23 protein-coding genes are annotated in these 21941 nt (G+C 46.5%); all 23 read left to right on the plus strand.

From position 1 onward, the window contains the following. Nucleotides 1-4: 4 nt before the first annotated feature. The 23 genes from GX019_09185 (at nucleotide 5) to GX019_09295 (ending at nucleotide 21941) form a co-directional block, all read left to right on the plus strand. Nucleotides 5-1315, plus strand: a complete 1311-nt coding sequence (locus tag GX019_09185; GenBank protein HHT37330.1) for a thymidine phosphorylase — start codon at nucleotides 5-7, stop codon at nucleotides 1313-1315. Between the two features lie 46 nt (nucleotides 1316-1361). Continuing rightward, on the plus strand, nucleotides 1362-2543 hold the full coding sequence (locus GX019_09190; GenBank protein ID HHT37331.1) for a D-alanyl-D-alanine carboxypeptidase: 1182 nt from the start codon (nucleotides 1362-1364) through the stop codon (nucleotides 2541-2543). A gap of 108 nt (nucleotides 2544-2651) precedes the next feature. After that, on the plus strand, nucleotides 2652-2984 hold the full coding sequence (locus GX019_09195) for an anti-sigma factor antagonist (GenBank protein ID HHT37332.1): 333 nt from the start codon (nucleotides 2652-2654) through the stop codon (nucleotides 2982-2984). 16 nt (nucleotides 2985-3000) lie between these two features. After that, nucleotides 3001-3432, plus strand: a complete 432-nt coding sequence (locus GX019_09200) for an anti-sigma F factor (protein ID HHT37333.1) — start codon at nucleotides 3001-3003, stop codon at nucleotides 3430-3432. Between the two features lie 5 nt (nucleotides 3433-3437). Beyond that, on the plus strand, nucleotides 3438-4178 hold the full coding sequence (locus GX019_09205; GenBank protein ID HHT37334.1) for a SigB/SigF/SigG family RNA polymerase sigma factor: 741 nt from the start codon (nucleotides 3438-3440) through the stop codon (nucleotides 4176-4178). A gap of 6 nt (nucleotides 4179-4184) precedes the next feature. Then, nucleotides 4185-5003 carry a PHP domain-containing protein gene (locus GX019_09210; protein ID HHT37335.1) on the plus strand — a complete coding sequence of 273 codons (819 nt, stop codon included), beginning with the start codon at nucleotides 4185-4187 and terminating at the stop codon, nucleotides 5001-5003. A 118-nt stretch (nucleotides 5004-5121) separates the two neighbouring features. After that, complete coding sequence (locus GX019_09215; GenBank protein HHT37336.1) at nucleotides 5122-5664, plus strand: GNAT family N-acetyltransferase; 543 nt, start codon at nucleotides 5122-5124, stop codon at nucleotides 5662-5664. Nucleotides 5665-5847: 183 nt separating this feature from the next. Continuing rightward, nucleotides 5848-6471: a MotA/TolQ/ExbB proton channel family protein gene (locus tag GX019_09220; GenBank protein ID HHT37337.1), complete on the plus strand. Its 624-nt coding sequence runs from the start codon at nucleotides 5848-5850 to the stop codon at nucleotides 6469-6471. Further along, nucleotides 6461-6865: a biopolymer transporter ExbD gene (locus GX019_09225; GenBank protein ID HHT37338.1), complete on the plus strand. Its 405-nt coding sequence runs from the start codon at nucleotides 6461-6463 to the stop codon at nucleotides 6863-6865. Before GX019_09220 ends, GX019_09225 begins: the two co-directional genes overlap by 11 nt. A 19-nt stretch (nucleotides 6866-6884) precedes the next feature. Next, on the plus strand, nucleotides 6885-7898 hold the full coding sequence (locus tag GX019_09230; protein ID HHT37339.1) for a TonB family protein: 1014 nt from the start codon (nucleotides 6885-6887) through the stop codon (nucleotides 7896-7898). Nucleotides 7899-7918: 20 nt separating this feature from the next. Continuing rightward, entirely contained in the window at nucleotides 7919-9952 is a 2034-nt protein-coding gene (locus GX019_09235; protein HHT37340.1) for a hypothetical protein, read from the plus strand. Between the two features lie 20 nt (nucleotides 9953-9972). Beyond that, on the plus strand, nucleotides 9973-11319 hold the full coding sequence (locus tag GX019_09240; GenBank protein ID HHT37341.1) for a hypothetical protein: 1347 nt from the start codon (nucleotides 9973-9975) through the stop codon (nucleotides 11317-11319). A gap of 173 nt (nucleotides 11320-11492) precedes the next feature. After that, the gene (locus tag GX019_09245; protein HHT37342.1) at nucleotides 11493-11996 is read left to right on the plus strand and encodes a chemotaxis protein CheW; all 504 of its coding nucleotides are present in this window, start codon (nucleotides 11493-11495) and stop codon (nucleotides 11994-11996) included. 36 nt (nucleotides 11997-12032) lie between these two features. Beyond that, nucleotides 12033-13010 carry a flagellar motor switch protein FliM gene (gene fliM, locus GX019_09250; GenBank protein ID HHT37343.1) on the plus strand — a complete coding sequence of 326 codons (978 nt, stop codon included), beginning with the start codon at nucleotides 12033-12035 and terminating at the stop codon, nucleotides 13008-13010. Between the two features lie 4 nt (nucleotides 13011-13014). Then, complete coding sequence (gene fliY / locus GX019_09255; protein HHT37344.1) at nucleotides 13015-14067, plus strand: flagellar motor switch phosphatase FliY; 1053 nt, start codon at nucleotides 13015-13017, stop codon at nucleotides 14065-14067. Between the two features lie 20 nt (nucleotides 14068-14087). Further along, on the plus strand, nucleotides 14088-16148 hold the full coding sequence (locus GX019_09260; GenBank protein ID HHT37345.1) for a chemotaxis protein CheA: 2061 nt from the start codon (nucleotides 14088-14090) through the stop codon (nucleotides 16146-16148). Then, nucleotides 16141-16503 carry a response regulator gene (locus GX019_09265; GenBank protein ID HHT37346.1) on the plus strand — a complete coding sequence of 121 codons (363 nt, stop codon included), beginning with the start codon at nucleotides 16141-16143 and terminating at the stop codon, nucleotides 16501-16503. Before GX019_09260 ends, GX019_09265 begins: the two co-directional genes overlap by 8 nt. Before the next feature lie 11 nt (nucleotides 16504-16514). Next, nucleotides 16515-17120 (plus strand): hypothetical protein, encoded by a 606-nt coding sequence (locus tag GX019_09270; protein HHT37347.1) that lies wholly within the window; start codon nucleotides 16515-16517, stop codon nucleotides 17118-17120. Next, a complete protein-coding gene (locus tag GX019_09275; GenBank protein ID HHT37348.1) occupies nucleotides 17117-17599 on the plus strand; it encodes a chemotaxis protein CheD in 483 nt (160 codons plus the stop codon). The genes GX019_09270 and GX019_09275 overlap by 4 nt, the downstream gene beginning before the upstream one ends. A 50-nt stretch (nucleotides 17600-17649) precedes the next feature. Then, entirely contained in the window at nucleotides 17650-18675 is a 1026-nt protein-coding gene (locus GX019_09280; protein ID HHT37349.1) for a chemotaxis response regulator protein-glutamate methylesterase, read from the plus strand. A gap of 2 nt (nucleotides 18676-18677) precedes the next feature. After that, a complete protein-coding gene (locus GX019_09285) occupies nucleotides 18678-19436 on the plus strand; it encodes a protein-glutamate O-methyltransferase CheR (GenBank protein HHT37350.1) in 759 nt (252 codons plus the stop codon). A gap of 23 nt (nucleotides 19437-19459) precedes the next feature. Continuing rightward, a complete protein-coding gene (locus tag GX019_09290) occupies nucleotides 19460-21418 on the plus strand; it encodes a FapA family protein (GenBank protein ID HHT37351.1) in 1959 nt (652 codons plus the stop codon). A gap of 16 nt (nucleotides 21419-21434) precedes the next feature. Further along, complete coding sequence (locus tag GX019_09295; protein HHT37352.1) at nucleotides 21435-21941, plus strand: Gx transporter family protein; 507 nt, start codon at nucleotides 21435-21437, stop codon at nucleotides 21939-21941.

The following is a 21941-nucleotide window of genomic DNA, read 5'->3' on the forward strand; positions in this document are numbered from 1 at the left end:
AGCGATGAGAGCTTATGATCTGATCTTAAAAAAGCGCAGTGGGGGAGAACTGAGCACCGCTGAAATTAAGTATTTAATCAGCGCGTACAATGCCGGCGAGATTGCCGACTACCAAATGGCCGCCTTCTGCATGGCAGTTTATTTCCAAGGCATGTCCCATCGAGAAACCGCCGATTTGACTTTGGCTATGGCTCAGTCTGGAGCGATTAATGATCTGAGCGGTATTGAAGGAAGCGTTATCGACAAGCATTCCACTGGGGGAGTGGGGGATACAACAACCTTAATCGTGGCACCCTTAGTCGCCAGCTGTGGTGTGCCGATCGCAAAAATGAGCGGCAGAGCACTGGGGCACACCGGCGGCACTATTGATAAGCTGGAAAGCATCCCCGGTTTTAAGGTTGAGCTGTCCCAGGCTGAGTTTATCCGTCAAGTGAACGAGATTAAAGTCAGCCTCATCAGCCAGACCGAAACAATTGCTCCAGCAGATAAAAAACTCTATGCTCTCCGGGATGTCACGGCAACAGTTGATTCGCTGCCGCTGATTGCAGCGTCCATCATGAGTAAAAAAATTGCCTCCGGTGCCGATGGATTTGTGTTAGACGTTAAAACCGGCAGCGGTGCCTTTATGCAGAAATTAGAAGACGCAGTAGAGCTTGCGAAGACAATGGTGGCAATCGGTAAGTTGGCTGGAAAACCGACCATCGCTCTGGTTACCGATATGGATCAGCCTCTTGGAACTGCCATTGGCAATGCTTTAGAAGTCAAAGAAGCAATCGCTGTCTTATCAGGAAATGGAGCTTGGGACTTAACTGAACTATGCCTGCGGTTAGGGGCAGAAATGCTGGTTCTGGCCGAGCATTCATCGGATTATCAGGCTGCTTATGACACCCTTTTGGAAAAGCTGCAGACAAAGGCAGGACTGGAGAAGCTCCGTGAACTGATCGCTAACCAAGGCGGCAATCCCGACGTAATTGACAATCCCTCCCTGCTGCCAGCTGCCGATTACCAAACGGTGGTAACATCCAGCCAATCCGGCTTCATTAAAAGCATTGATGCGCTGAAACTTGGCAGCTTAGTAATGCAGCTTGGCGCAGGCCGCATAGATAAAGCCAGCAGCATTGATTACAGTGTCGGCATCGAATTGAAAGTTAAAGCGGGAACCTATGTCGGTATTAATCAGCCTTTAGCAGTTGTTCACAGCAGCCAACCACTAAAGAATGAACCTGAAGCAGTAAGGGATTGTTTCGGCTTCAGCCAATCGCCGCCACCGTTTCGCCGCTTGATTTGGCGCAAAATAACCGGTGGTGATGTATAATAGAGCGCCAAGCCCCATATGCATTTAAAGAAGGGGGGCGGTGTTCATGCGTCAAATCCGCTGTAAATCTTGGCTTTTAGCAGCTGTCATCATTATCTGTATGGGAGCGGTGGGATCAGCTGCCGAACTAGACCTGACAGCTAAAGCAGCTCTATTGATGGATGCTGACAGCGGACAGATTTTTTATGAATTAAACATTGATGAACCGCTGCCAGTCGCCAGCATCTCGAAGCTGATGACTCTAGTGCTGGTTTTGGAAGCACTTAATGACGGAAAAGTAGCCCTTGCAGATCTGGTTACAACCAGCGAATACGCAGCTTCAATGGGCGGCTCGCAGGTATGGCTTGAACCCGGTGAACAGCTTACACTAGAAGAAATGCTTTATGCGATTGCTGTCGGCTCAGCAAACGATGCGGCGGTTGCTGCAGCAGAATATCTCGCCGGTTCGGAATCAGCTTTTGCATCTCTGATGAATCAAAGAGCTCGCGAGCTTGGATTAATCCATAGCGAGTACAGCAATGCCAGCGGCCTGCCGCCAACTCTATTGGGGTTGGGAGGCAGACAGGTCATGAGTGCAAGAGACGTGGCTGAGCTGGCCCGCCATGCATTAACAGTGCCGCGATTATTAGAATTTGTCTCAACGTATGAATATACTATGAGGTCAAATTCAACCAAAAAACCGGTCTTATGGAATAATAATAAACTACTTCGCCGCTACCAAGGGGTTGATGGTTTAAAAACCGGATTTACAACCGAAGCGGGATACTGTATCGCTGCCACAGCCAAGCGCGACGAGCTGAGGTTGATCGCGGTTGTGCTCGGAAGCAGCAGTGAAGCCAGCCGCGAGAGCGACATTACTAAACTATTGGACTATGGTTTTCGGGAGTATACAACCCATTTGGTTATACCCAAACAGACTGCTGTCGGAGAGATTATGATTCCGAAAGGTATTCCAGAAAAAGTAAATGTGGTTGTGAGCAGAGATTTTTATGTTACCGTAAAAAGGGGAGAGCAGGCGCAGATTACTACCGAGGTCAGCATTGATGATTCACTGCCGGTGCCTCTTACCACCGATATTTCGGTAGGGAAGATTACTGCCTATCTCAAAGATCAGCCTGTGGCTGAGATGGAACTAAAACCTGAGGTAGCCATAGAGAGGGCCAGCATCCCCGATTTGCTAATTCGCATTTACCAAAAAATGCTGCTCCTGTTAACTGAAGGAAGCTGATGAAGCTTCCTTTTTTCATTTCTGAGCAGGAATTATCACATTAAGGATGAATAAATACAAAATAGTGAACTTTTAAAAAACCGAAACACCAGAGGGGAGGAACAACAATTGCTGTCGGCAGAAACGGTGAACAACGCTCTGATCATTACGCTCGAGGGCGAACTCGACATGCATACCGCGCCGCCTTTTAAGCAGTACATCGACAACCAGTTAGCTACAAACCAGGTGATCAAGGATTTGGTGCTGCGCATGGATAAAATAAAGTTTATCGACAGCTCTGGATTGGGAGTGATTTTAGGCCGGTATAAGCAGATTCAAAAGCGCGGCGGTAGATTGATTTTTGTTGCCTGCAGCCCTCATGTCCACCGCATCCTCAAACTTTCGGGCATGCAGAAGATTGCTTACTTTACTGATTCGGTAAAAGAAGCACTATCTTTATAACGGGGAGGAGTAAGAAATGGAGGTCAAAAACTGGATTAGAATCGAGTTTCCGAGTGAATCAGTAAATGTGATGTTTGCTCGGACAGCAATTGCCTTGTTCGCATCCCAATTAGATTTGACGTTAGAAGAAATCGAAGATATTAAAGTTGCGGTTTCAGAAGCAGTCTCCAACTGCGTAATTCATGCCTACCGCAAAAGTTACGGCAATATAGTTTTGGCAGCGCAGTTCTCTGAAAATGAGCTGAGAGTAACGGTTGAAGATTTTGGCTGCGGTATCCCCGATATTACTAAAGCATCGGAAGCAAGCTACACAACCATACCGGAAGAAAGAATGGGACTGGGTTTGGTATTTATCCATGAACTGATGGATCATGTTGTAATCGAGTCCGAAGTTGATCAAGGCACCAAAGTAATGATGACCAAAAAAATTCCGGAAAATAGAGGCTAGGTTCGATGGATTTCGGTGGCTATCCGCTTTTGTCCAGTGACGAAACACGAGTTCTGCTTGAGACAGCGAAATTAGGGGATAATGAAGCTAGGCAGCGATTAATTGAATGCAATCTGCGCCTAGTCCGCAGTATTGTCGCTCGCTTTGCAAACCGCGGCGTCGAGATGGATGATTTGTTTCAGATTGGATGTATAGGGCTGGTTAAAGCAATCGATGATTTTGATCTCAGTTTTGATGTTAAGTTTTCCACATACGCTGTGCCAAAAATTATTGGCGAAGTTAAGCGCTATATCCGCGAGTCATCGCCATTAAAAGTATCCCGCTCTCTGAGGGAACTAGCGGCCAAGGCACTGACTGCTAAAGAAGAGTTAAGCAGAAAATTGGGGAGAGACCCAGTGATCAGCGAAATTGCAGCAGAAATTGGAGCAGCCAAGGAAGATTTGATTGCAGCTTTAGAAGCGGCAGCTCCGGTGCTTTCACTTCAGCAGGTGGTTCATGAAGATGAAGGCGATCCAATCCTCCTAGAAGACCAGGTCGCTGTTGAGCCGGAAGTATCCGGATTATACCTAAAAGATGCTGTGCGGCGGTTAGATGAAACTGAGCGCCGTCTGCTGCTGCTCCGCTACATTGCCGAGAAAAGCCAGATGGAGGTGGCTGCCGATATCGGCATTTCGCAAGCTCAGGTATCAAGAATTGAGAAAAGGATACTCCAGCAGCTTCGCAGTCAACTACAGGCGAAAGGATGAGCATAAGTGCCAGCAGATCTACACCTACACACAACAGCTTCCGATGGAAGCTGGGCTCCTGTCCAAGTAATCACCAAAGCAATAGAGCTGGGGTTATCAGCAATTGCAATTACCGACCATGATACGATTGATGGTATTGCTTCAGTAGACCGCAGTCGCTTCCCGCAGCTGGACATATTTACCGGTATTGAGTTCAGCACCGAGTACCAGGGCAGCGAAGTGCATATCCTCGGTTATGGAATTAATCTAGACAACACTGAGCTCCTGCAGATTCTTAAACAGCTAGAAGCAGAGCGCTGGGAGCGAGCCTATGCCATGGTGGAGAAGCTTAATCAGCTCGGCTGTTTTATCGACTTTGAGCAGGTACAGAAACTTGCCGGTACCGGAGTGATCGGCCGGGTGCATCTAGCACAAGCTCTGATGGAATCAGGATACACTGCAAGTATTCAGGAAAGCTTCCGCAGATTTCTGGCCTTTGGAGCTCCTGCCTATGTTTCCCGCAAAAAATTGAGCTGCGGACAAGCTGTAGAGCTGATCCGCGCAGCCGGAGGCGCGGCGGTGCTGGCACATCCGGGGCTGATTAGGAACCGTGACGTGGTGTTAGATGTGATCGGCATCGGTATAGACGGCTTAGAGGTAATCCATTCCAACCACAATTCCGACCAGGTCCGGGAGTTTTCTCAAATCGCTGAGCGGTTTAATTTATTATCGACCGGCGGATCCGACTGCCACGGTCCCAAAGGCAAGGACGAAGTGCTGATCGGCCGCTGTTTGATTCCAAATCAGTGGGTGGAAAGCTTAAGGGCCCATCTGTCAAAATCATGATTTATTCCCGCTTTTTACTTAAAGGTTAACATTCGGCGGGCAGCGAATAGAGCTAACATACACCAAACCATCCGAAATAGTTATTCAACCAATTTTCATAAAAGGAGTGGGGGGTTTCATGGAGCTTTATGGCGAAAAAGTTATGCTGCGGCCGATTCAACCGGCGGATTATCAGCGCATTATCAGCTGGAGCAATAATGATGAAATAGAGTATTTCAGCGATGGCAGTTATCCTAAAACAGTGCAGGAGTGCGAAGCTTGGGTAAAACGAACCGAAAGCAACCGGTATCAGATCAGATTTGGCATCATTCTTAACGGTATAATTATCGGTGATATCGAACTGGATCAGATTACCTGGCGCAGCGGGGATGCGGAACTGCGAGTGCGCATTGGTGAAAAAAATCTGTGGGATCGGGGTTATGGTACCGACGCGGTAACCGTTTTATTAAAACACGGCTTTAATCACTTAAATCTATCCCGCATTTATCTGAAAGTTTATAGCGATAATCTTCGGGCAATAAGATGCTATCATAAGGCAGGCTTTAAAAAAGAAGGCCGTTTAACCCGGGGAAGTGGAGCTGAGCAGAGGGAGATATATCTGATGCGGGTTCGTAAAACCGAATATGAGCGGAGACAGGCTCGGCTCAGCAGCGCAGGCTGACTTTTAGAAACAAGCTGTTTAAGCGCAGCTTGTTTTTTCTTTCCTGCCGACAATAACTGCATGTCCACGTCGAAAACTGTATTTGTGACCACAGAGGATTTTGTGGGATGTACAAGGATTTAGAATAATTATGTCGAACAGGTTTAATGTTACCTTTGTAGATGAACAATGGAGGGATAGTGAATGGTAAACATCATTATCAGTGGCGGTCCTGTCATGATTCCTCTGCTGCTCTGTTCGGTAGTAGCAGTAGCCGTAGGACTCGAGAGATTGTGGTATTTGTTGAGATCAAGAGTTGACACAGAAGATTTAATGGAAGATATTGAACTGGCATTGGGACAGGGCAAGGTCTTGGAAGCGATGCAGTTAGCCAGGAAATCGCGGGGACCAGTAGCTGCTATCCTTTCCGCTGGCATTGCGTTTTATGATCGTGATAAAGCGGAGATCAAAGAGCGCATGCACGAAATTGGCAACGCTGAAATCTACAAAATGGAAAAACGGATGAACATCCTCAATGTGATTATCAGTATTGCTCCTATGCTTGGTTTGTTAGGTACTGTAACCGGAGTTATCGATGCGTTTAACGTCATGGGAGCTATGCAGGGCATTCATCAACCGAGCGACTTAAGTTCTGGTATCGCAGAAGCTTTGATTACAACTGCAGCCGGACTGATTATAGCAGTTCCAACTATGGCAGTAACCGCTTATTTAAACAGCATTATTGAACGCAACATCGCGGAAATGTCGAGATGTTCCACCCAGCTGCTTGATATCTTAGGTGTCAGAGGTGACGATAATGGAGTTTAAACGCAGACAGCGCAACCCCTTCGCTCAACCTGACATGACACCGATGATTGACGTGATCTTTCACCTGTTGATCTTTTTTATGGCATTTTCCGTACTGCATCAGACCCAAATGTCCATTCAGGTTGAACTTCCCAAAGCTGTAAGCGGTTCTGATGTTCAATCCCAGGTTTTTGAGATCAGTGTTTCGCAAGATGGAGTCATCTATCTTAATAATAAAATGGTTACAGGTCCGGAGCTTGAACAAGCTTTAACGGAAGCACTTGCTGTGAATCCAAACCTCGCTGTTGTAGTCAGCAGCGACAGGCGCGCCACTGTTGAGCAGTGGGTCAGCGCGATGGATATCGTGTCCAAAGTAGGCATTGACACTATTCACATCGGTACACGGCAACCTTAAAAAAGGTGGATCAAATACTATGATGAATCTCGGAGATAAGAGAAATAACAATTTAAATATTTTCATTTTTATTTCCCTTGTGATCCACGCCGTAATTTTCTGGATGGTTCCCGAATGGAAAGACGTTCTGAATTTCGGCGTAGAAGGTCCGGCGCAGGGAGGAGTTGTTCGCGTTATTTACTCCCAGCCGAGTCCGGCCAAGGAACTGTCTCCGATTACTGATCCGACCTCGCAGACTACTGCTCCGCAGGTGGAGCAGCCTCGGCCTACCCAGGAACCTCCCAAGGACCACGCTGCATCTACACCTGTCGTTCCTGAATCACGCGATAACATTACTCCTCCTGCCCGGCCTCGTCCAGAAACAGTAGAAGTAGAGCCGCCGGCTCCGCCTACCGTGACAGAACCACTGCCTAAGCCGGAACCGGAGGAAGTTTCTACCCAGCTGGTTACCAGTGAGACAGGAGAAGAACTCCATATCGAACAGCAGGAAGAACCGGAATCAGAACCGGATCCTATCCAAGCACCAGTCGAACCGGAAGTGGAACCGGAAGAACCTATTGATCTCGAACCTGATCCAGAATCAGAGCGGGAACCCAATGACGAGCTCTCGGGAGTATCGGGAACTGGAACTGATATCATGGGAGACATTACGGATGGCTCTGGCTCCGTTCAAGAGTCAGGTATGGGTGAAGCAGAGTCTGCGCCACCACCGCCGCCGCCACCAGCGGGAGGTAGTGTTTTGAACATTGCCGGAAATGGGGGGGTCTCCTACCCGAAGAACGCTCAGGATGACAAAACCGAGGGCATTGTTCGTCTGCAAGTGCTGGTGGGCACGGATGGTCGGGCTCAAGATGTAGCAGTTGTAGAAACTTCAGGAGATATGCGGCTGGATCGCCAGGCACAGCTTACGTTCCTGAATAATTGGGAATTTCTTGGCGCAGAGTTTGACTATGTGCTGATTATCGATGTCAGCTTCTCCTTATCTGAAGGGATCAGAGTTATTCCTGTAGCGATCAACTGGGCTGAACTGTAATTTAGGAAGGAGTGCATGCTGTGCTGTCTTCAACAAAAAGGACAATCCTCATATTTATTGCGATTATTATGCTTGCAATGTGTGCTAGTGCCTCCGCTGAGGAGCAGCAGGTGAACCTAGAGATCGCCAATGAATATATCCGCATTATCATCAACACGCTTGAAGAGAATATGGGCAGATTCTCAGTCGGCACCACCGGCGGAGATCCTGATCGCGCAGGAGATGAGAATCAGCATTTAATCTATGGTGGAGAAGAGCCGTGGACTTCGTACACTACAGTTCGCATTGGCAATCAGAACTGGGTTTACGGCAATTCTACCAATCGACGTGCCGGCCGCAGCGGGAGCTATGGTACGGTGGTACAACCTCCTGCTGTAGTTGATAACAGCTTGGTGAGCAGCTGGCAGCTGGGTCCAATTTTGGTGACCCAGACACTGAGCTTCGCTAGAAGCATTACAACCGGATTGATGGACACGGCAAAAATAGAGTACGAGCTGTTGAATACTGACAGCGTATCCCATCTTGTAGGCTTAAGACTCGTAATTGATACGATGCTTGGCCAAAATGATGGAGCTCCTTTCCGTCTCCAAGACCGGGCGATTCTAACCGATACGGTCTTTTACAGAGATCAGATGCCTGCGTTTTGGCAGGCTTTCGACTCCCTTTCCAACCCAAGGGTAATGTCTCAGGGAACCTTGGTGGGAGGAGAAGTTACCACTCCTGACCGGGTTTATTTCAGCAACTGGGGCAGCATTGTTGATGGCTTGTGGAACTTTGAGTTTCAGCCGGGACGAGATTTTACCAGATCTGGAGAATTCGAATTGGATAGTGCCATCGCTATGTACTGGGATCAGAAACCTTTGGCACCAAACGAATCTCGTACTTATGTATCCTATTATGGTTTGGGCGGTGTCACCATATCTCCGGGTGAGCTTTCGGTAGGTTTGACCTCACCATGGCAGGTGAGGGGTGACCGCAGGCACCGCGAGTCCTTTACGATTGTGGCTTACATTCAAAATACAGGTAAGGGCGAAGCCCGTAATGTTACAGCGACCTTATCGCTGCCGCCTGAGTTAGAGCTGGTCAGCGCATCATCAACTCCGATGAGACGCAACTTTGGCACTTTGGATGTCAACGAGACAATCCAAACCAGCTGGCAGGTTATACCAACCGGTGATTTTTCAGGTAATGTTACATATCAGGTTAAAGTGGACGCAGAAAATAGCGAGTCCTCTACTGCCAGAAGAAGCATCGAGATTGTAAGACCAGACTATCTAGACATCAAACTGGAAGGGCCTTTGGCGCTGGGGATTGAAAATGAACGCCTCTCGCCGCTGCCAATGCAGGTAACGGCCGAGATTACCAACACCGGTGGCGCAGCAGCTCACAATGTGACTGCTGTACTGAGTCATCCGATGTTCCGTCTGCCCCAAGGCGAGCACGCTGTTAAACAGCTGGGTACAATCGAACCGAACCAATCTGCTACAGCGGTTTGGCATCTGGATCCGTCTGGGGTCTCCGGCCAGTTAGTCTATTCACTGACTGTCTCCTCAGATACAGATACCTATATCAAAGATAACTTTGTTCTTGTACCTTACATCGAACCCAAAGTATTTGTCGGGGAACCGCAGACAACCAAAGCCAAGATAACTGCGGGCGAATATTTCTCGATTCCGATCCTGGCTGCCAACCTTCCGGATTTCCGCAGAGCGGAATTGGAAATCGGTTTTGATCCGGACATGCTCGAAATTGTTGGCCGCTCACTTGATATCACACGGGGTACACTGTTTGTTGATACCTCCGGTGAAACAGCCAAACTTCTGGATTGGCAGACACCGCGAGTGGATAATATCAAGGGTGTAGTTTCAGGCATAAGCGGTGACCGAGGTACCGGCAATTCGCTGCCATCAGCATTTGGCACCTTGATTACCATTCACTTCCGAGCTAAACAAAGCGGTACGGCTGAGATAAACATCAATAATGTTTCGCTGTATGACAGCCAGCTGTATTCAATCACGGCGGCTGTGGAGAATCGGGAAATTGTGATCGAATAAGCTTAAGGGAGGAAATTTTGATGAAAAGCTCGCGGATAGTTAGTGGACTTTTATTGTTTGTGCTGTTATTAGGCTATGCGGCTCAACCGGTTTCAGCCAATGTGACCGATGTGCCGCAGGACCATTGGGCCTATCAAGCCGTACTGTCTTTGGTCAATCGTGGATTTTTAGCGACATATGAAGATGGCAGCTTCCAGGGAACCAACGCTGTCGATCGCTATACTCTGGCAGTTACTGTAGCCAGAATTCTTGACGAAATAGAAGCAGGCAGAGTGATGGGTTCCCAGGGTGACATTGACCTGCTGCGCGAGCTGACTACCGAATTCCGCGCTGAGCTGGTTAAGTTTTACACAGATAAGGAAAAAATCGTAAAAACACTAGATGATACCCAAAAATTGGGTTTGGCTACTGAGGAGCGGGTTAATAAGGTAGTAGCCAGCCAGGCTGAGCTGATTGAAGAAATTGCCCGTCTTAAGGCAGATATTATGCAGGAAGCGATAAAAACTGCGGAAAGCCTCGACGAGCACAGGGCTCTGCTTGATCAACAGCAGAGTGAAATTGAAGCTCAGAAGGGCACACTGCAATCTCAGCAGAAAGAACTTCAGGATCAGCGGGAGCGGGCAGATGCCCAGCAAACTCAGCTCGATGCTCAAAACGAAAGCATTACCGAGCTTCAGCAAGCTGTAATTAAAATAGACGAAGAAATCCGCATGCAGAAAGCAGACCTGAATAGAATCCAAAATTGGACTGCTGAAAAGGATGCAATTTTCTCCATGTTGGTCTTTGACCAAGATTTTAAAGCGTCCTTGGAGAAGCTAGCGAGCGAGCTGTCTCAGGAGATGCTGACTCGCGAAGAAGAACAGCAGCAGTTGCTTACAGAGCTGCAGAAGCGAGTAGATGAACTACTGGCAGCAATTGCTAGAACTGATGGTGAACTGCTCCGCAGCTATGAACAGCTGAAGGTTCAGTTAGAGAGCTTGAGCAGCCGCAATTTAGAATTAGAAAAAGATCTGCAGAATATTGCAGTTATGCTCGAGCAGGAGAAGCAAAACCGCGCTGCGCAGGCGCAATCCACCAGCTCCTCACTGGAACAGCTTCAGGCTGACATTGAAAGCCTAGCTGCTCAGGTAGGCCTATCTGAAGAGGAACTGGCCGCGTTAAACAAGCGGATTTCCGATGAAATTGCTGTGCAGATGAACGCTGCCATTATCCGGGAGCGGGGATTATCAAGCACGGTTGCTGAACTGCAGGCTGAGTTTGATCACTACAAGGCAGTAACCGAAAAAGAACTGAAATCGGCGAAAAGTACCGCAATGATCGCTATCGCTGCTGCCGCAGTCAGCGTCTTAATCGGATTTATTAAATAAGGCGATTGAAGTTAAAAATCTAACTTGCCTATTCTGGGCGAGTTAGATTTTTTTATTTTCAATTTAGATTTTGCGAGTTTGAAGTTTTTGCAGGGAATTACTGGATAATAATCGAATTTACTAGTAATATGGGGTATTGTAACCAATAACCAATTCCGAAAGGAGTAAAAGATATGGCGAATGAACTAACGGTAGACCAGGAAATGCAGTTAGTTGTCTTCGATCTTTACAATGAAGAGTTTGCCTTTGAAATAACTCAAGTCCGCGAAATCATTAAACCACCGAATATCACGAAGCTGCCACATTCTAGTGATTTTATCGAAGGAGTTACTAATATTCGTGGAGAGATCATCCCTGTTATTTCACTGCGGAAACGTTTCAGTGTTCCGGAAGCAGACAACACAGCTGAAACTCGGGTAATCATTGTGGATATCAATGACGGAAGTGTTGGATTTGTAGTTGATGCAGTTACAGAAGTTATGCGAGTGCCTCAATCGGCAATCGAACCGCCGCCGCGGAGCATTGCCGGTTTGCGGGCGGAGTATCTAAAAGGTGTTGGTAAAGTAGATGATCGTTTGATCATTCTGCTGGAAGTGGCTAAAATTTTATCTACTGAAGAGCAGATCGAGTTGAAAAACCTGGAAAGCGAGGCCGCTGCCGCTGGAGATCCCCAATAATCTGCCGATATATGTATTAAGAGAGGTGAGGTAAAGATGGAAGATATTCTCAGCCAATCTGAAATAGATCAACTGATCCAAGCTACACTGCAGCCGAAAGATGCCATTCAAGAAGTAATTGAAGATTTATCCGATGCGCCTTATGACTTTACCAAACCGAATAAGTTTTCTAAAGATCAGCTGAGGGGATTGCAGAGAATCCACGAGCAGTTCAGCCGCGCCTATTCGGGGTTAATGTCGGCTAAGTTCCGAACAAGGTTCGAGCTTAAATTTCAAGCTATCGATCAGTTAACCTTCGGAGAGTTTGTGCGTTCACTTCCGCATCCATCTGTCCTGAGTATTTTTGATGCGTCTCCACTGCCGGGCAGTATTGTGGTTCAGCTGACACCCGACAGCGCGTTTATCATGCATGACCGTCTCTGCGGAGGCAGGGGCGAGAGCTATGGGTTTTCCCGTGGTTTGAGCGATATTGAGATGGCTGTGTTTAAACGTCAGGTAATCACCAATTTTGGTAAGATCCTCAGTGATGCTTGGAAGGATGTTGAAGCAATAGATTTTAAACTTCAGGCGGTTGAACACAATCCTCAATTTCTCCAGATCGCAACCGATCGGGATGTTGTTGTCGTGGTTTCACTGCGCTTTGAGTTTAATGAGGTAACAGATAGTTTTAACATTTGCATCCCATTTAGGACACTTGAACCAGTTCTGTCCAAGATTACGCAGCATCGGCTGTTCGAATCACTGACTCCACCAGATCCAGAAAAGTTGGCTCAGCTGAGAGAACGGGTTAAGTCCGCAGTACTTCCAATAGAAGTAGAGCTCGGCGCCGCCATAGTCTCAGTTAATGATCTGCTGACTTTAGAAATCGGCGATGTCATAGAACTGGACCGCAAGCGGAGTGAAAATGTAGATGTAAAGGTTGGTTCACTAACCAAGTTCAAAGGCACCCCCGGTAAACTGGGTGATAAGCTTGGTGTCGTTATTACATCGATTTGTGAATCACAAGAGGAGTAGAAAAATGGCTAATGACAATATTTTAGATCAAAGTGAAATTGATGCTCTAATTCGTGGAATCGATTCATCAGACAAGAAAGACTTAACCGCAATGGAAAAAGATACACTCGCGGAAATAGGCAACATCTCAATGGGCTCAGCTGCCACTGCCTTGTCCACACTGATCAACCGGAAAGTTACAATTACAGTTCCGGATGTATCGGTGGCTTCGTTAGCGGATGTTCAGCAGAGCTATCCCATACCCTGCATCGTTGTGGATGTAAAATACCAAACAGGGCTGCAGGGATCGAATCTGCTGGTGATCAAGGAAGAAGATGCCGCTGTAATTGGAGCTTTAATGATGGGTTTGGACGAAAGTGAGTTTCCGGATGTTGTTGATGAAATCACCATGAGCGCCCTTTCTGAGGCCATGAATGTGATGATGGGCTCGGCAGCTACGTCCATGTCCGAGCTGTTTAATCGTCTGATCAACATTTCACCGCCAGATGCTTTCAGACAGAATCTTGGTGAGGATATTGATGTCCTCGGCGCTGGCGACGATATGGTTGCTGTTATCTCATTTCGGTTTAACATCTCTGATCTTGTTGACAGCGTAATGCTGCAGTTGATTGATCTGGATTTTGCTAAAGAGATGGTGGCAAGCCTATTTGCTGCGGAAGAAAGCGCTGAGATGGACAGCGCCGAAGTGGCAGACCCCGCCCCGGATATTCCGGTTGAGCCCGAGGTGGAACCTGCGGGAACTCTTGCGTGGGACAGCCTTATAGCTGACGAAAAACAGGCAATCCATGATTTAGGCAACCTCAATATTGAACTGATTAAAGATATTCCTGTCAAGGTGAGAGCAATATTGGGCAGGACCAAGATGTCAATCGAAAACATCTTAAAGCTCGGTCCTGGTCATATCATGGAGTTGGATACGCTTGATGGAGAACCTATCGATGTTTATGCCAACAACACCCTAATTGCTCGCGGAGAGGTTGTAGTAGTAGGGGAGCAGTTTGGAATTAGAATCACAGAAATATCTACCGCCAGCAACAGAATCAAAAGCATCAGCTGACACCAAAGGGGGGATTAACTTTGGATGCATCTGAATTCAAAGACGTGTTTGCTGCAGAAGCACACGAATATTTACAAGCTTTAAACCAATATTTACTGCGCCTAGAGAATAATCCAGATGATCGCACAGCTTTAAATGAAATGTTTCGGGCAGCCCACAGTTTAAAAGGGATGTCCGGTACTATGGGTTACCAAGAGCTTGCAGATTTTACCCATCAAATTGAGAGTGTTTTAGATCTGCTCAGAATCGGAGAGTTAAGTGCCACTGAACCGGTGGTGAACGTACTTTTTTCGGCGATTGACGGTCTCCAGACATTATTAGAAAAGACTCTGCTCGAGGAAGAACTGCCGGATTTAAGGCACCTCGCTGCTGAACTGAGAAAGTTAATGCAGAAACGCGATAATCTAGAGATCAGCCTTAAGCACCAAGAGGACAGTCAGAAGCTTGCTGAATCAAGCATTGATATTACATTTGAAGATTTTGAACTTGAAGTTGTGCAGTCGGCTGCTAACGAAGGTTATCTGCCGTATAAGATTGTCATAAGGCTGCGGCCGAAGACCCTGTTAAAGTCGGTGCGGGTCTATACTGTCTTTCAAGCTTTAGAGCAGGTCGGCACGATTATCAAAAGTAATCCTCCTGCTCAAGACCTTGAGGATGAAAAGTTTGATTTGGAGTTTGCAGTTATTCTGCTGTCGCAAAAGGACCGCGAAACGATCGCCAATACGGTCGAAAGAATTTCGGAAATCGAGTATGTGTCGGTTACACCTATTGAGTTTGTCCCCTCTAAGCCTGCAGCGCAAGCAGTTTCACCTCAAGAAAATCAACCCAGCAGCGAATTAGCTGCCGCAGTTGAAAAGACTTCTCCAGCACAACAGCATGCTAAGTCTGCACCTGTGATGTCCCGGGGGGCATTCGTTGATCGCTATATTCGAGTAGAGACAGAACGTCTGGATGGACTGATTAACTTAATCGGCGAACTAGTGATCAGCAAAACCCAGGTGATGGAGATTCAAACCGAGATGCTGACTGATAACACCAAAAATGCTCTAGTTCAGCTGGATCGGATCACAACCGAACTGCAATATGCAGCTATGAAGCTGCGGATGGTACCGATTAAGCAGGTGTTCGACCGCTTTCCCCGCTTAGTGAGAGACTTTGCCCAGACTTATGGAAAAGAAATTAACCTCGAGATTGTGGGTGAAGAAACAGAATTAGATCGCTCGCTGGTTAATCAAATCGGTGATCCTTTAGTTCACTTGGTTCGCAACAGTATTGACCACGGCATTGAAACCACTGAACAGCGGTTGGCTCTTGGCAAATCTGCTGAGGCAACCTTGAGATTGAGCGCATTTCATGAAGGTGGTCATGTGATCATTCAGGTTTATGACGATGGTCAAGGACTGGAACTGGAACGTATTAAGGAAAGTGCGATCGAAAAAGGACTACTTCCGCCCAATTATTCCGGCGATTTAACCATGGAACAGGCTGTCGATTTGATCTTCAGGCCCGGATTCAGCACAAACAAAGCTGTTACAGATGTCTCAGGGCGCGGTGTGGGAATGGATGTAGTAAAAAGCATCGTTGAAGGTTTGAGTGGACAGGTTGAAATTGAATCATCACCCGGCGAAGGTATCTGTGTTACCATTAAGCTTCCTCTCACACTGGCAATCATTAAAGCACTGCTGGTAACCTGCGGCAGCCAAGTTTACGCACTTCCGATCCAATCAGTGCGAGAAAACCTTCTGGTAATTAGCAGCCAGATCAAAACTGTTTCCCGCCAAAAAGTGATCGTGCTGCGCGATGAGATCCTACCGCTGCTCGATCTGAATGAAGCGCTTGGATTTGGCCAGGTAAACCATGGAGACACTCTTTCGGTCATCGTGGTAGAGTCCCAAGGTGAGAAAGCCGGTTTTATTGTAGATGATATAATCGGACAGCAGGAAATCGTAATCAAGTCATTACCAAATATACTTGGAGATATTCGCGGTATTAGTGGTGCTACGGTACTGGGTAATGGCGATGTTGCACTGATTCTAGACCACAATTCACTAATTAAGGGAAGGAGTGAATCCATTGGCTAAGACAGTATTAATAACTGATGACACTGCATTTATGCGGATGACCCTCAGAAATGTGATCCAGAAAAACGGGTTCCAAGTAATTGGTGAAGCCGCCGATGGAGAAGAGGCAGTAAGCAAATACAAAGAACTCAGGCCGGATTTAGTTACCATGGATATCACCATGCCAAAAATGGATGGCATTACTGCAATTAAGGAAATAGTGAAGTTTGATTCCGATGCGAGAATCATTGTCTGCAGTGCAATGGGTCAAAAACCAATGGTAATAGAAGCTCTAAATGCTGGTGCCAGGGATTTCTTAGTGAAGCCGTTTGACGCTCAGCGCGTTATTGAGGCTCTCCATAAGGCTTCCAGCTAGGGGGTCTGCAGGTGGATATAAAACTAGATTTTTTGCAGGAACTCGGTAACATAGGTGCCAGTCATGCAACAACCGCGCTGTCTCAGCTGCTGCAGGATGCAGAGTTAAAACTTACCGTTCCCAAAGCTCGCATGCTTTCCTTCAGCGAAGCAGCAAGCTTTATAGGCAGCCGTGAAGAAATAGTGGTATGTATTTACATGCGCATGATTGAATCCATCAAAGGCGATATGGCATTTATTCTGCCACTTGACTGCGCTGTAAGTTTAGCCAATCATTTAACCGGTAAACAGGGTGAGCATTTGAGTGAAATCGGTGAATCGGCAATCCTTGAAGTCGGTAATATCATGCTTAGTTCCTATGTAACTGCATTGAGCCTACTGTCAGATACAAAAATCAAACCAACGGTCCCGGGAATTGTAATCGATATGAATGGAGCAATTTGGGAGAGCATTCTTGCCAGCGCAGGAATTGTTGAAAACGTAACCATACTAGACACAACATTTAACACTGAAGCTCTAGAGCTTTCTGGACATCTCATCTTTATTCCCGACAATGAAGTATTTGAATCTCTCTACAAAAGAGTATCCAGTGGTTGGAATCTGGAGGACATTAAATGAATGAAGTTTTTGTCAACATGGGTGAGATCCGCGTCATGCGTGACAGCGGCATCTTAACCACCGTTGGTTTAGGTTCATGCGTAGGCGTAAGTTTTTATGACTCTGCAGCCAAGGTTGGAGCATTAGCTCATATTTTTTTAGCGGAAAGCCGCAGTAACTCAGACAGCAGTTCTATGCCGGGAAAATATGCCGATACAGCGATTCCGGCTCTGATTGATTTAACACTCAATGCCGGTGCCAGCAGGGAACGGCTGGTTGCAAAAATTGCAGGCGGAGCCCATCTATTCAGCAATATTACTCCCGAACACCTCAGTGTTGGTTATAAAAATGTTAAGGCAGTCATAAAGCAGTTGGAGTTATTTAATATCCCTATTCTTGGTAAAGATATCGCGGGAAATCGTGGTCGCAAAATGAAGCTTTTTGTAGATTCAGGAGTCGTTATGGTCACCACAATCGGTGGGGAACCTAAAGAGATTTAAGGAGGAGCACAGTGGCAATAAAAGTTCTCGTTGTCGACGATAGTGCTTTTATGCGGAAATTAATTTCTGAGATCCTTAATGAACAGCCGGACATAGAGGTTGTCGGTACTGCTCGCAATGGGTTAGATGCGCTGAATAAATTAGATCGCTGGGAAGTAGATGTCCTGACGCTGGATCTAGAGATGCCTGTACTGGACGGGCTTTCAACGATTAAACGAATTATGGCTTCTAAACCAATGCCGATTTTGGTGCTGGCTAGTACTACAGAACGCAGCTCGGAAAGTACGATTAAAGCCCTGTCGTACGGTGCAATAGATTTTATCGCAAAACCTTCCGGGAATATCTCCCTTGACCTGCGCAAAGTGGAGGAGGAGCTGGTTTCTAAGGTGCGCTCATTAGCCGGAGTTGTAGTCCACAAACCACCGGCGCGGGATATTCGGATCGAACCCACCCCCAAGCCTCCTGCGAAACCTGTTATGGGAGTAAAGACAGGTGCAGCCGAAAATATCGTTGTTATCGGTTCATCAACTGGCGGTCCTAAAGCTTTGGAAGAACTGTTTTTACAGCTACCTGCTGATTTGGACGCAGGTGTGCTGGTGGTTCAGCATATGCCGAAGAATTTTACAAAAAGTTTGGCCGCCCGCCTTGATAACCTGTCCCAATTAGAGGTACGCGAAGCACAAGAAGGAGATACCATAAAAAATGGTCTGGCTTTGGTTGCTCCTGGAGATTTTCATATGGAAATAGACCAGGATAAAAAGGTGCGGCTCAACCAAGATCCGCCAGTTAAGTATCTGCGTCCAGCAATCGATGTCACCATGCTCAGCCTGGTAAATGTGTTTTATGATCGAATTGTTGGGGTTGTGCTTACGGGTATGGGTAACGATGGTGCTGAAGGCATGGCAGCTATTAAGGAGAGAGGTGGATTTACGATTGTCCAGGATAAAGACACCTCTACGATTTTCAGTATGCCTAAGGCGGTATACGAAATGGGCAATGCTGATTATGTTCTGCCCATCGAGCAAATTGCCGATTCGATCACCAAATTAGTGAATCGGATCAGTGGAGGAAGTTAGAAATGGATTATGGCAGATTTAAACAGCAGGTTCATGATCTGATCCATCTCGATCTGAACAGCTATAAAGAACAGCAGATGCACCGCAGGATCCTCCAGTGGATCAGCCGCTATGATTTAAAAGATTTTGCCGGATTACTCAATATGCTTAAAACCAATCCAGAGCACCGCCGCAGTTTTTTGGACTATTTAACAATCAATACTTCGCATTTCTTCCGTGATCGGATTGTTTTTTCTTACATTGAAACGGATGTCCTGCCCGCGATTGCTGGGCCTAATGCCCGAATCTGGAGTGCCGGGTGCTCAATTGGAGCGGAAGCGTATTCCATCGTAATGCTGCTTTTAGAGCATAAGCTTCAATTTCGAGAAATCATCGGAACTGATATTGACCTAGACAGCTTAGAGAAAGCTGAAGAAGCTATATATCATGCCAATCAAGTCAATCAGGTTCCAGACCCGTTTTTGGAGAAGTATTTCATCCCTACTGATGATAGGTACGCAGTTATTGAAGACGTCAAAAAACATGTTGCGTTTTCTAGACATAATTTACTTACTGATCCCTTTCCCCAAAATTTTGATTTAATTTTGTGCCGCAATGTATTCATCTATTTTACAGCAGAAATCCAAAAAGAGCTGATTGAGCACTTTGTTAGTTCGCTTAATCCACGAGGGTTTTTCATTGTGGGTTCAGCCGAACATATCATTAATCCATCGCAATACGGCTTAGAGCGGGTGAGCTACTGTGTTTACCGGAAACAATAATCATGTTTAGAGGAGTCGTATAAATGGCAAAAGAAGTCATCTTTCAGGCAGAAACAGTCGAGAAAGCGATAGAAATTGGTTTGAAACAGCTGAGATTGGAGCGTTCTCAGGTCGATATTGAAGTCATCAGTGAGCCAAGGAAGAGTATTTTCGGTTTTCCGACCCGCTCAGCTGCTGTCAAGTTAATAGTTAAAGATGATGATCAGCATAAAAGCGAGATCAACAATGATGGGACCGTTTGGGTGGAGCATGGTGAGCTCAAATATTCACCGCCGGACGATGGCGGCAGGTATCCGATTATTATATTCGACAGCAGCATATCAGTCACCTATAATGGTGTTGAGCTTCATCAGAGACTGGAGCTGAATCAAGGACTCAAACCGCTCAAACTGACATTACCGCCAGAAGAGACACCGGTAAAGGAAGTGGCGGTTTTTATATCGCCTGATAAACTGAAAGCTTACCTGCACATTACTCGCAGCGACGGATTCAGGTATTATCTTGAGGATCAGCCTCCATCCCGATTATTAGAGCTGAAACTGAGGAAAGAACCAATCCCGGCGCCTCCGGTCACGACGGAAGAAATGGTTGCTGCATTAAGGAATGCTGGAGTTGTATACGGTTTAAAGACTGAGAAATTAAGCCGAACTGTGTACTCTGAGCAGGAAGAGATTCTGGCAGCCATCGGCAAAGTGCCTGTACCGCCGCAGGATGGATATATTAAATACGAGTTTAAAGATGAGGAGTCTGAACCTGATTTAGATCTGGATGCAGACCGCATTGATTACTACGAGCTGAAGCCAGTGCCGTCAGTTAATTCTCAAGATGTTCTCGCCCATCGAGTTTTAGGAGTACCCGGTGAAGAAGGTATCAATGTACTGGGAGAACCGATTCCGGTTGCTGAGCCAAAGAATCCTCAGCTCTTAGTGGGTGAGGGCGTACGTTTAAGTGACGATCAGCTGACTGCATTAGCTGAACGCGCAGGTCTGCCTGTAGTTCACAATGGGATTTTGAAAGTATTAAAGGTATTTGAACTTAATTCTGATGCTAACCTGGAAACCGGTAATATACGTTTTAATGGTGAAATAGTGGTTCGGGGCAGTGTAACCGATCAGGTTAGAATTGAAGCTGTTAGCGGCGGAGTGCAGGTCTTCGGTATGGTTGATCAAGCCTATATTGAAGCAGAGGGCAATGTGGTTATCAGGAAGAATGCTATCGCGGCAGAGATTAAAGCCGGAGGAGTAAGCGCTGTTTTCACTCGCGCGGCTTCCTATCTGCATAAATTGAGCGTACAATTCGGCCAGCTTATTCAAGCCTATTTTATAGTCGGCTCGCGCATGGTTTCCATTGATGCGGGCACCATTATTAAGAACTTAATTGAAATCAAGTTTAATGCTATCCCGAAAATGATCAGAGAATTTGATGCAGACTTCGGAACTGAACTAGATCTGTTTTCACCGGATTTTCGTACTCTATTGCTGGAGCTAAAACACTATTTTCTTGATCGAGGTCCCTTAAGGATTGGCGATATTACCTTTGTACAGCAGTTAATCGATAGGATCAATTTCTGGCAGTCTGAGTTCCAGAAGAGTTCAGATGAAACCGCCGATGTGCAGGTAGGATATCTGCAGAACACCACGATTGAGGCTTCAGGTATTGTTCGTGTGCAGGGCAAAGGCGTGTATTATTCAAACATCATCGCAGGCAGAGGGTACTATCAGCCTCAAGGGGTCTTTCGCAACAGCCATGTAACTGTCAGAACCGGAAATATTGAAGTCAAGGAAATGGGCAGTAGAAGCGGAAGCGCAGCCAGCGCGTCGATCACCACCGAAGGAAAGATCTTAATCGGTGCTGTCCATCCTAATGTTACGGTCGCCTACCGCAATCAAAAATACCAATTTCTGCAGCCTGCCACTAATGTGAAGGTATTGTGGCATGAAGATGGAATTGTAGTATACAGCGGAAAACAGAAATTAACTTAGCTGACGGAGGAACCCCATGACAGTTAATCGGACAAATAAAGTAGTATATCTGGGACTGATGGTGGGCATCGCCATGGGCCTGCACATATTTGAATCCTTAATCCCAATTCCCACACCTGTACCGGGAGCAAAGCTTGGGCTCGCCAATATTGCAGCGCTGTATGTTATTATCCGTTTTGGTTATAAAGAAGCAGTGGCAGTTACAATTGTACGCACCTTTTTGGGCTCCATGTTTGGAGCCGGTCTTTTTACACCTACTTTTTTTCTCAGCTTTTTCGGCGGTTTAACCAGCACGCTGGTAATGGGCATCTGTTATCAGCTGTGGTCTAAACATTTCAGTGTTATCGGTTTAAGTACTTTGGGAGCTTTTACACATAACACGACTCAGCTTGCTGTCGCCTGTTTTATGTATGAGCAGATCGGCTTCTTCTATCTGCTTCCGTATCTATTGTTTTTTGCAATTCCCACCGGTTTTTTTGTAGGAATCGTTACCCAACAGCTGGTGAAAAAAATACGGATATAG

The organism is Bacillota bacterium, from assembly GCA_012837335.1.
Lineage (GTDB): Bacteria > Bacillota > Limnochordia > Darwinibacteriales > DTU012 > DTU012.

Bases quoted from the DNA above. Each gene is read 5' to 3' on its own strand.
- GX019_09185 (HHT37330.1), top strand. From the start codon at position 5: ATGAGAGCTTATGATCTGATCTTAAAAAAGCGCAGTGGGGGAGAACTG.
- GX019_09190 (HHT37331.1), top strand. From the start codon at position 1,362: ATGCGTCAAATCCGCTGTAAATCTTGGCTTTTAGCAGCTGTCATCATT.
- GX019_09200 (HHT37333.1), top strand. From the start codon at position 3,001: ATGGAGGTCAAAAACTGGATTAGAATCGAGTTTCCGAGTGAATCAGTA.
- GX019_09205 (HHT37334.1), top strand. From the start codon at position 3,438: ATGGATTTCGGTGGCTATCCGCTTTTGTCCAGTGACGAAACACGAGTT.
- GX019_09215 (HHT37336.1), top strand. From the start codon at position 5,122: ATGGAGCTTTATGGCGAAAAAGTTATGCTGCGGCCGATTCAACCGGCG.
- GX019_09220 (HHT37337.1), top strand. From the start codon at position 5,848: ATGGTAAACATCATTATCAGTGGCGGTCCTGTCATGATTCCTCTGCTG.
- GX019_09225 (HHT37338.1), top strand. From the start codon at position 6,461: ATGGAGTTTAAACGCAGACAGCGCAACCCCTTCGCTCAACCTGACATG.
- GX019_09230 (HHT37339.1), top strand. From the start codon at position 6,885: ATGATGAATCTCGGAGATAAGAGAAATAACAATTTAAATATTTTCATT.
- GX019_09240 (HHT37341.1), top strand. From the start codon at position 9,973: ATGAAAAGCTCGCGGATAGTTAGTGGACTTTTATTGTTTGTGCTGTTA.
- GX019_09245 (HHT37342.1), top strand. From the start codon at position 11,493: ATGGCGAATGAACTAACGGTAGACCAGGAAATGCAGTTAGTTGTCTTC.
- fliM (HHT37343.1), top strand. From the start codon at position 12,033: ATGGAAGATATTCTCAGCCAATCTGAAATAGATCAACTGATCCAAGCT.
- fliY (HHT37344.1), top strand. From the start codon at position 13,015: ATGGCTAATGACAATATTTTAGATCAAAGTGAAATTGATGCTCTAATT.
- GX019_09275 (HHT37348.1), top strand. From the start codon at position 17,117: ATGAATGAAGTTTTTGTCAACATGGGTGAGATCCGCGTCATGCGTGAC.
- GX019_09280 (HHT37349.1), top strand. From the start codon at position 17,650: ATGCGGAAATTAATTTCTGAGATCCTTAATGAACAGCCGGACATAGAG.
- GX019_09285 (HHT37350.1), top strand. From the start codon at position 18,678: ATGGATTATGGCAGATTTAAACAGCAGGTTCATGATCTGATCCATCTC.
- GX019_09290 (HHT37351.1), top strand. From the start codon at position 19,460: ATGGCAAAAGAAGTCATCTTTCAGGCAGAAACAGTCGAGAAAGCGATA.
- GX019_09295 (HHT37352.1), top strand. From the start codon at position 21,435: ATGACAGTTAATCGGACAAATAAAGTAGTATATCTGGGACTGATGGTG.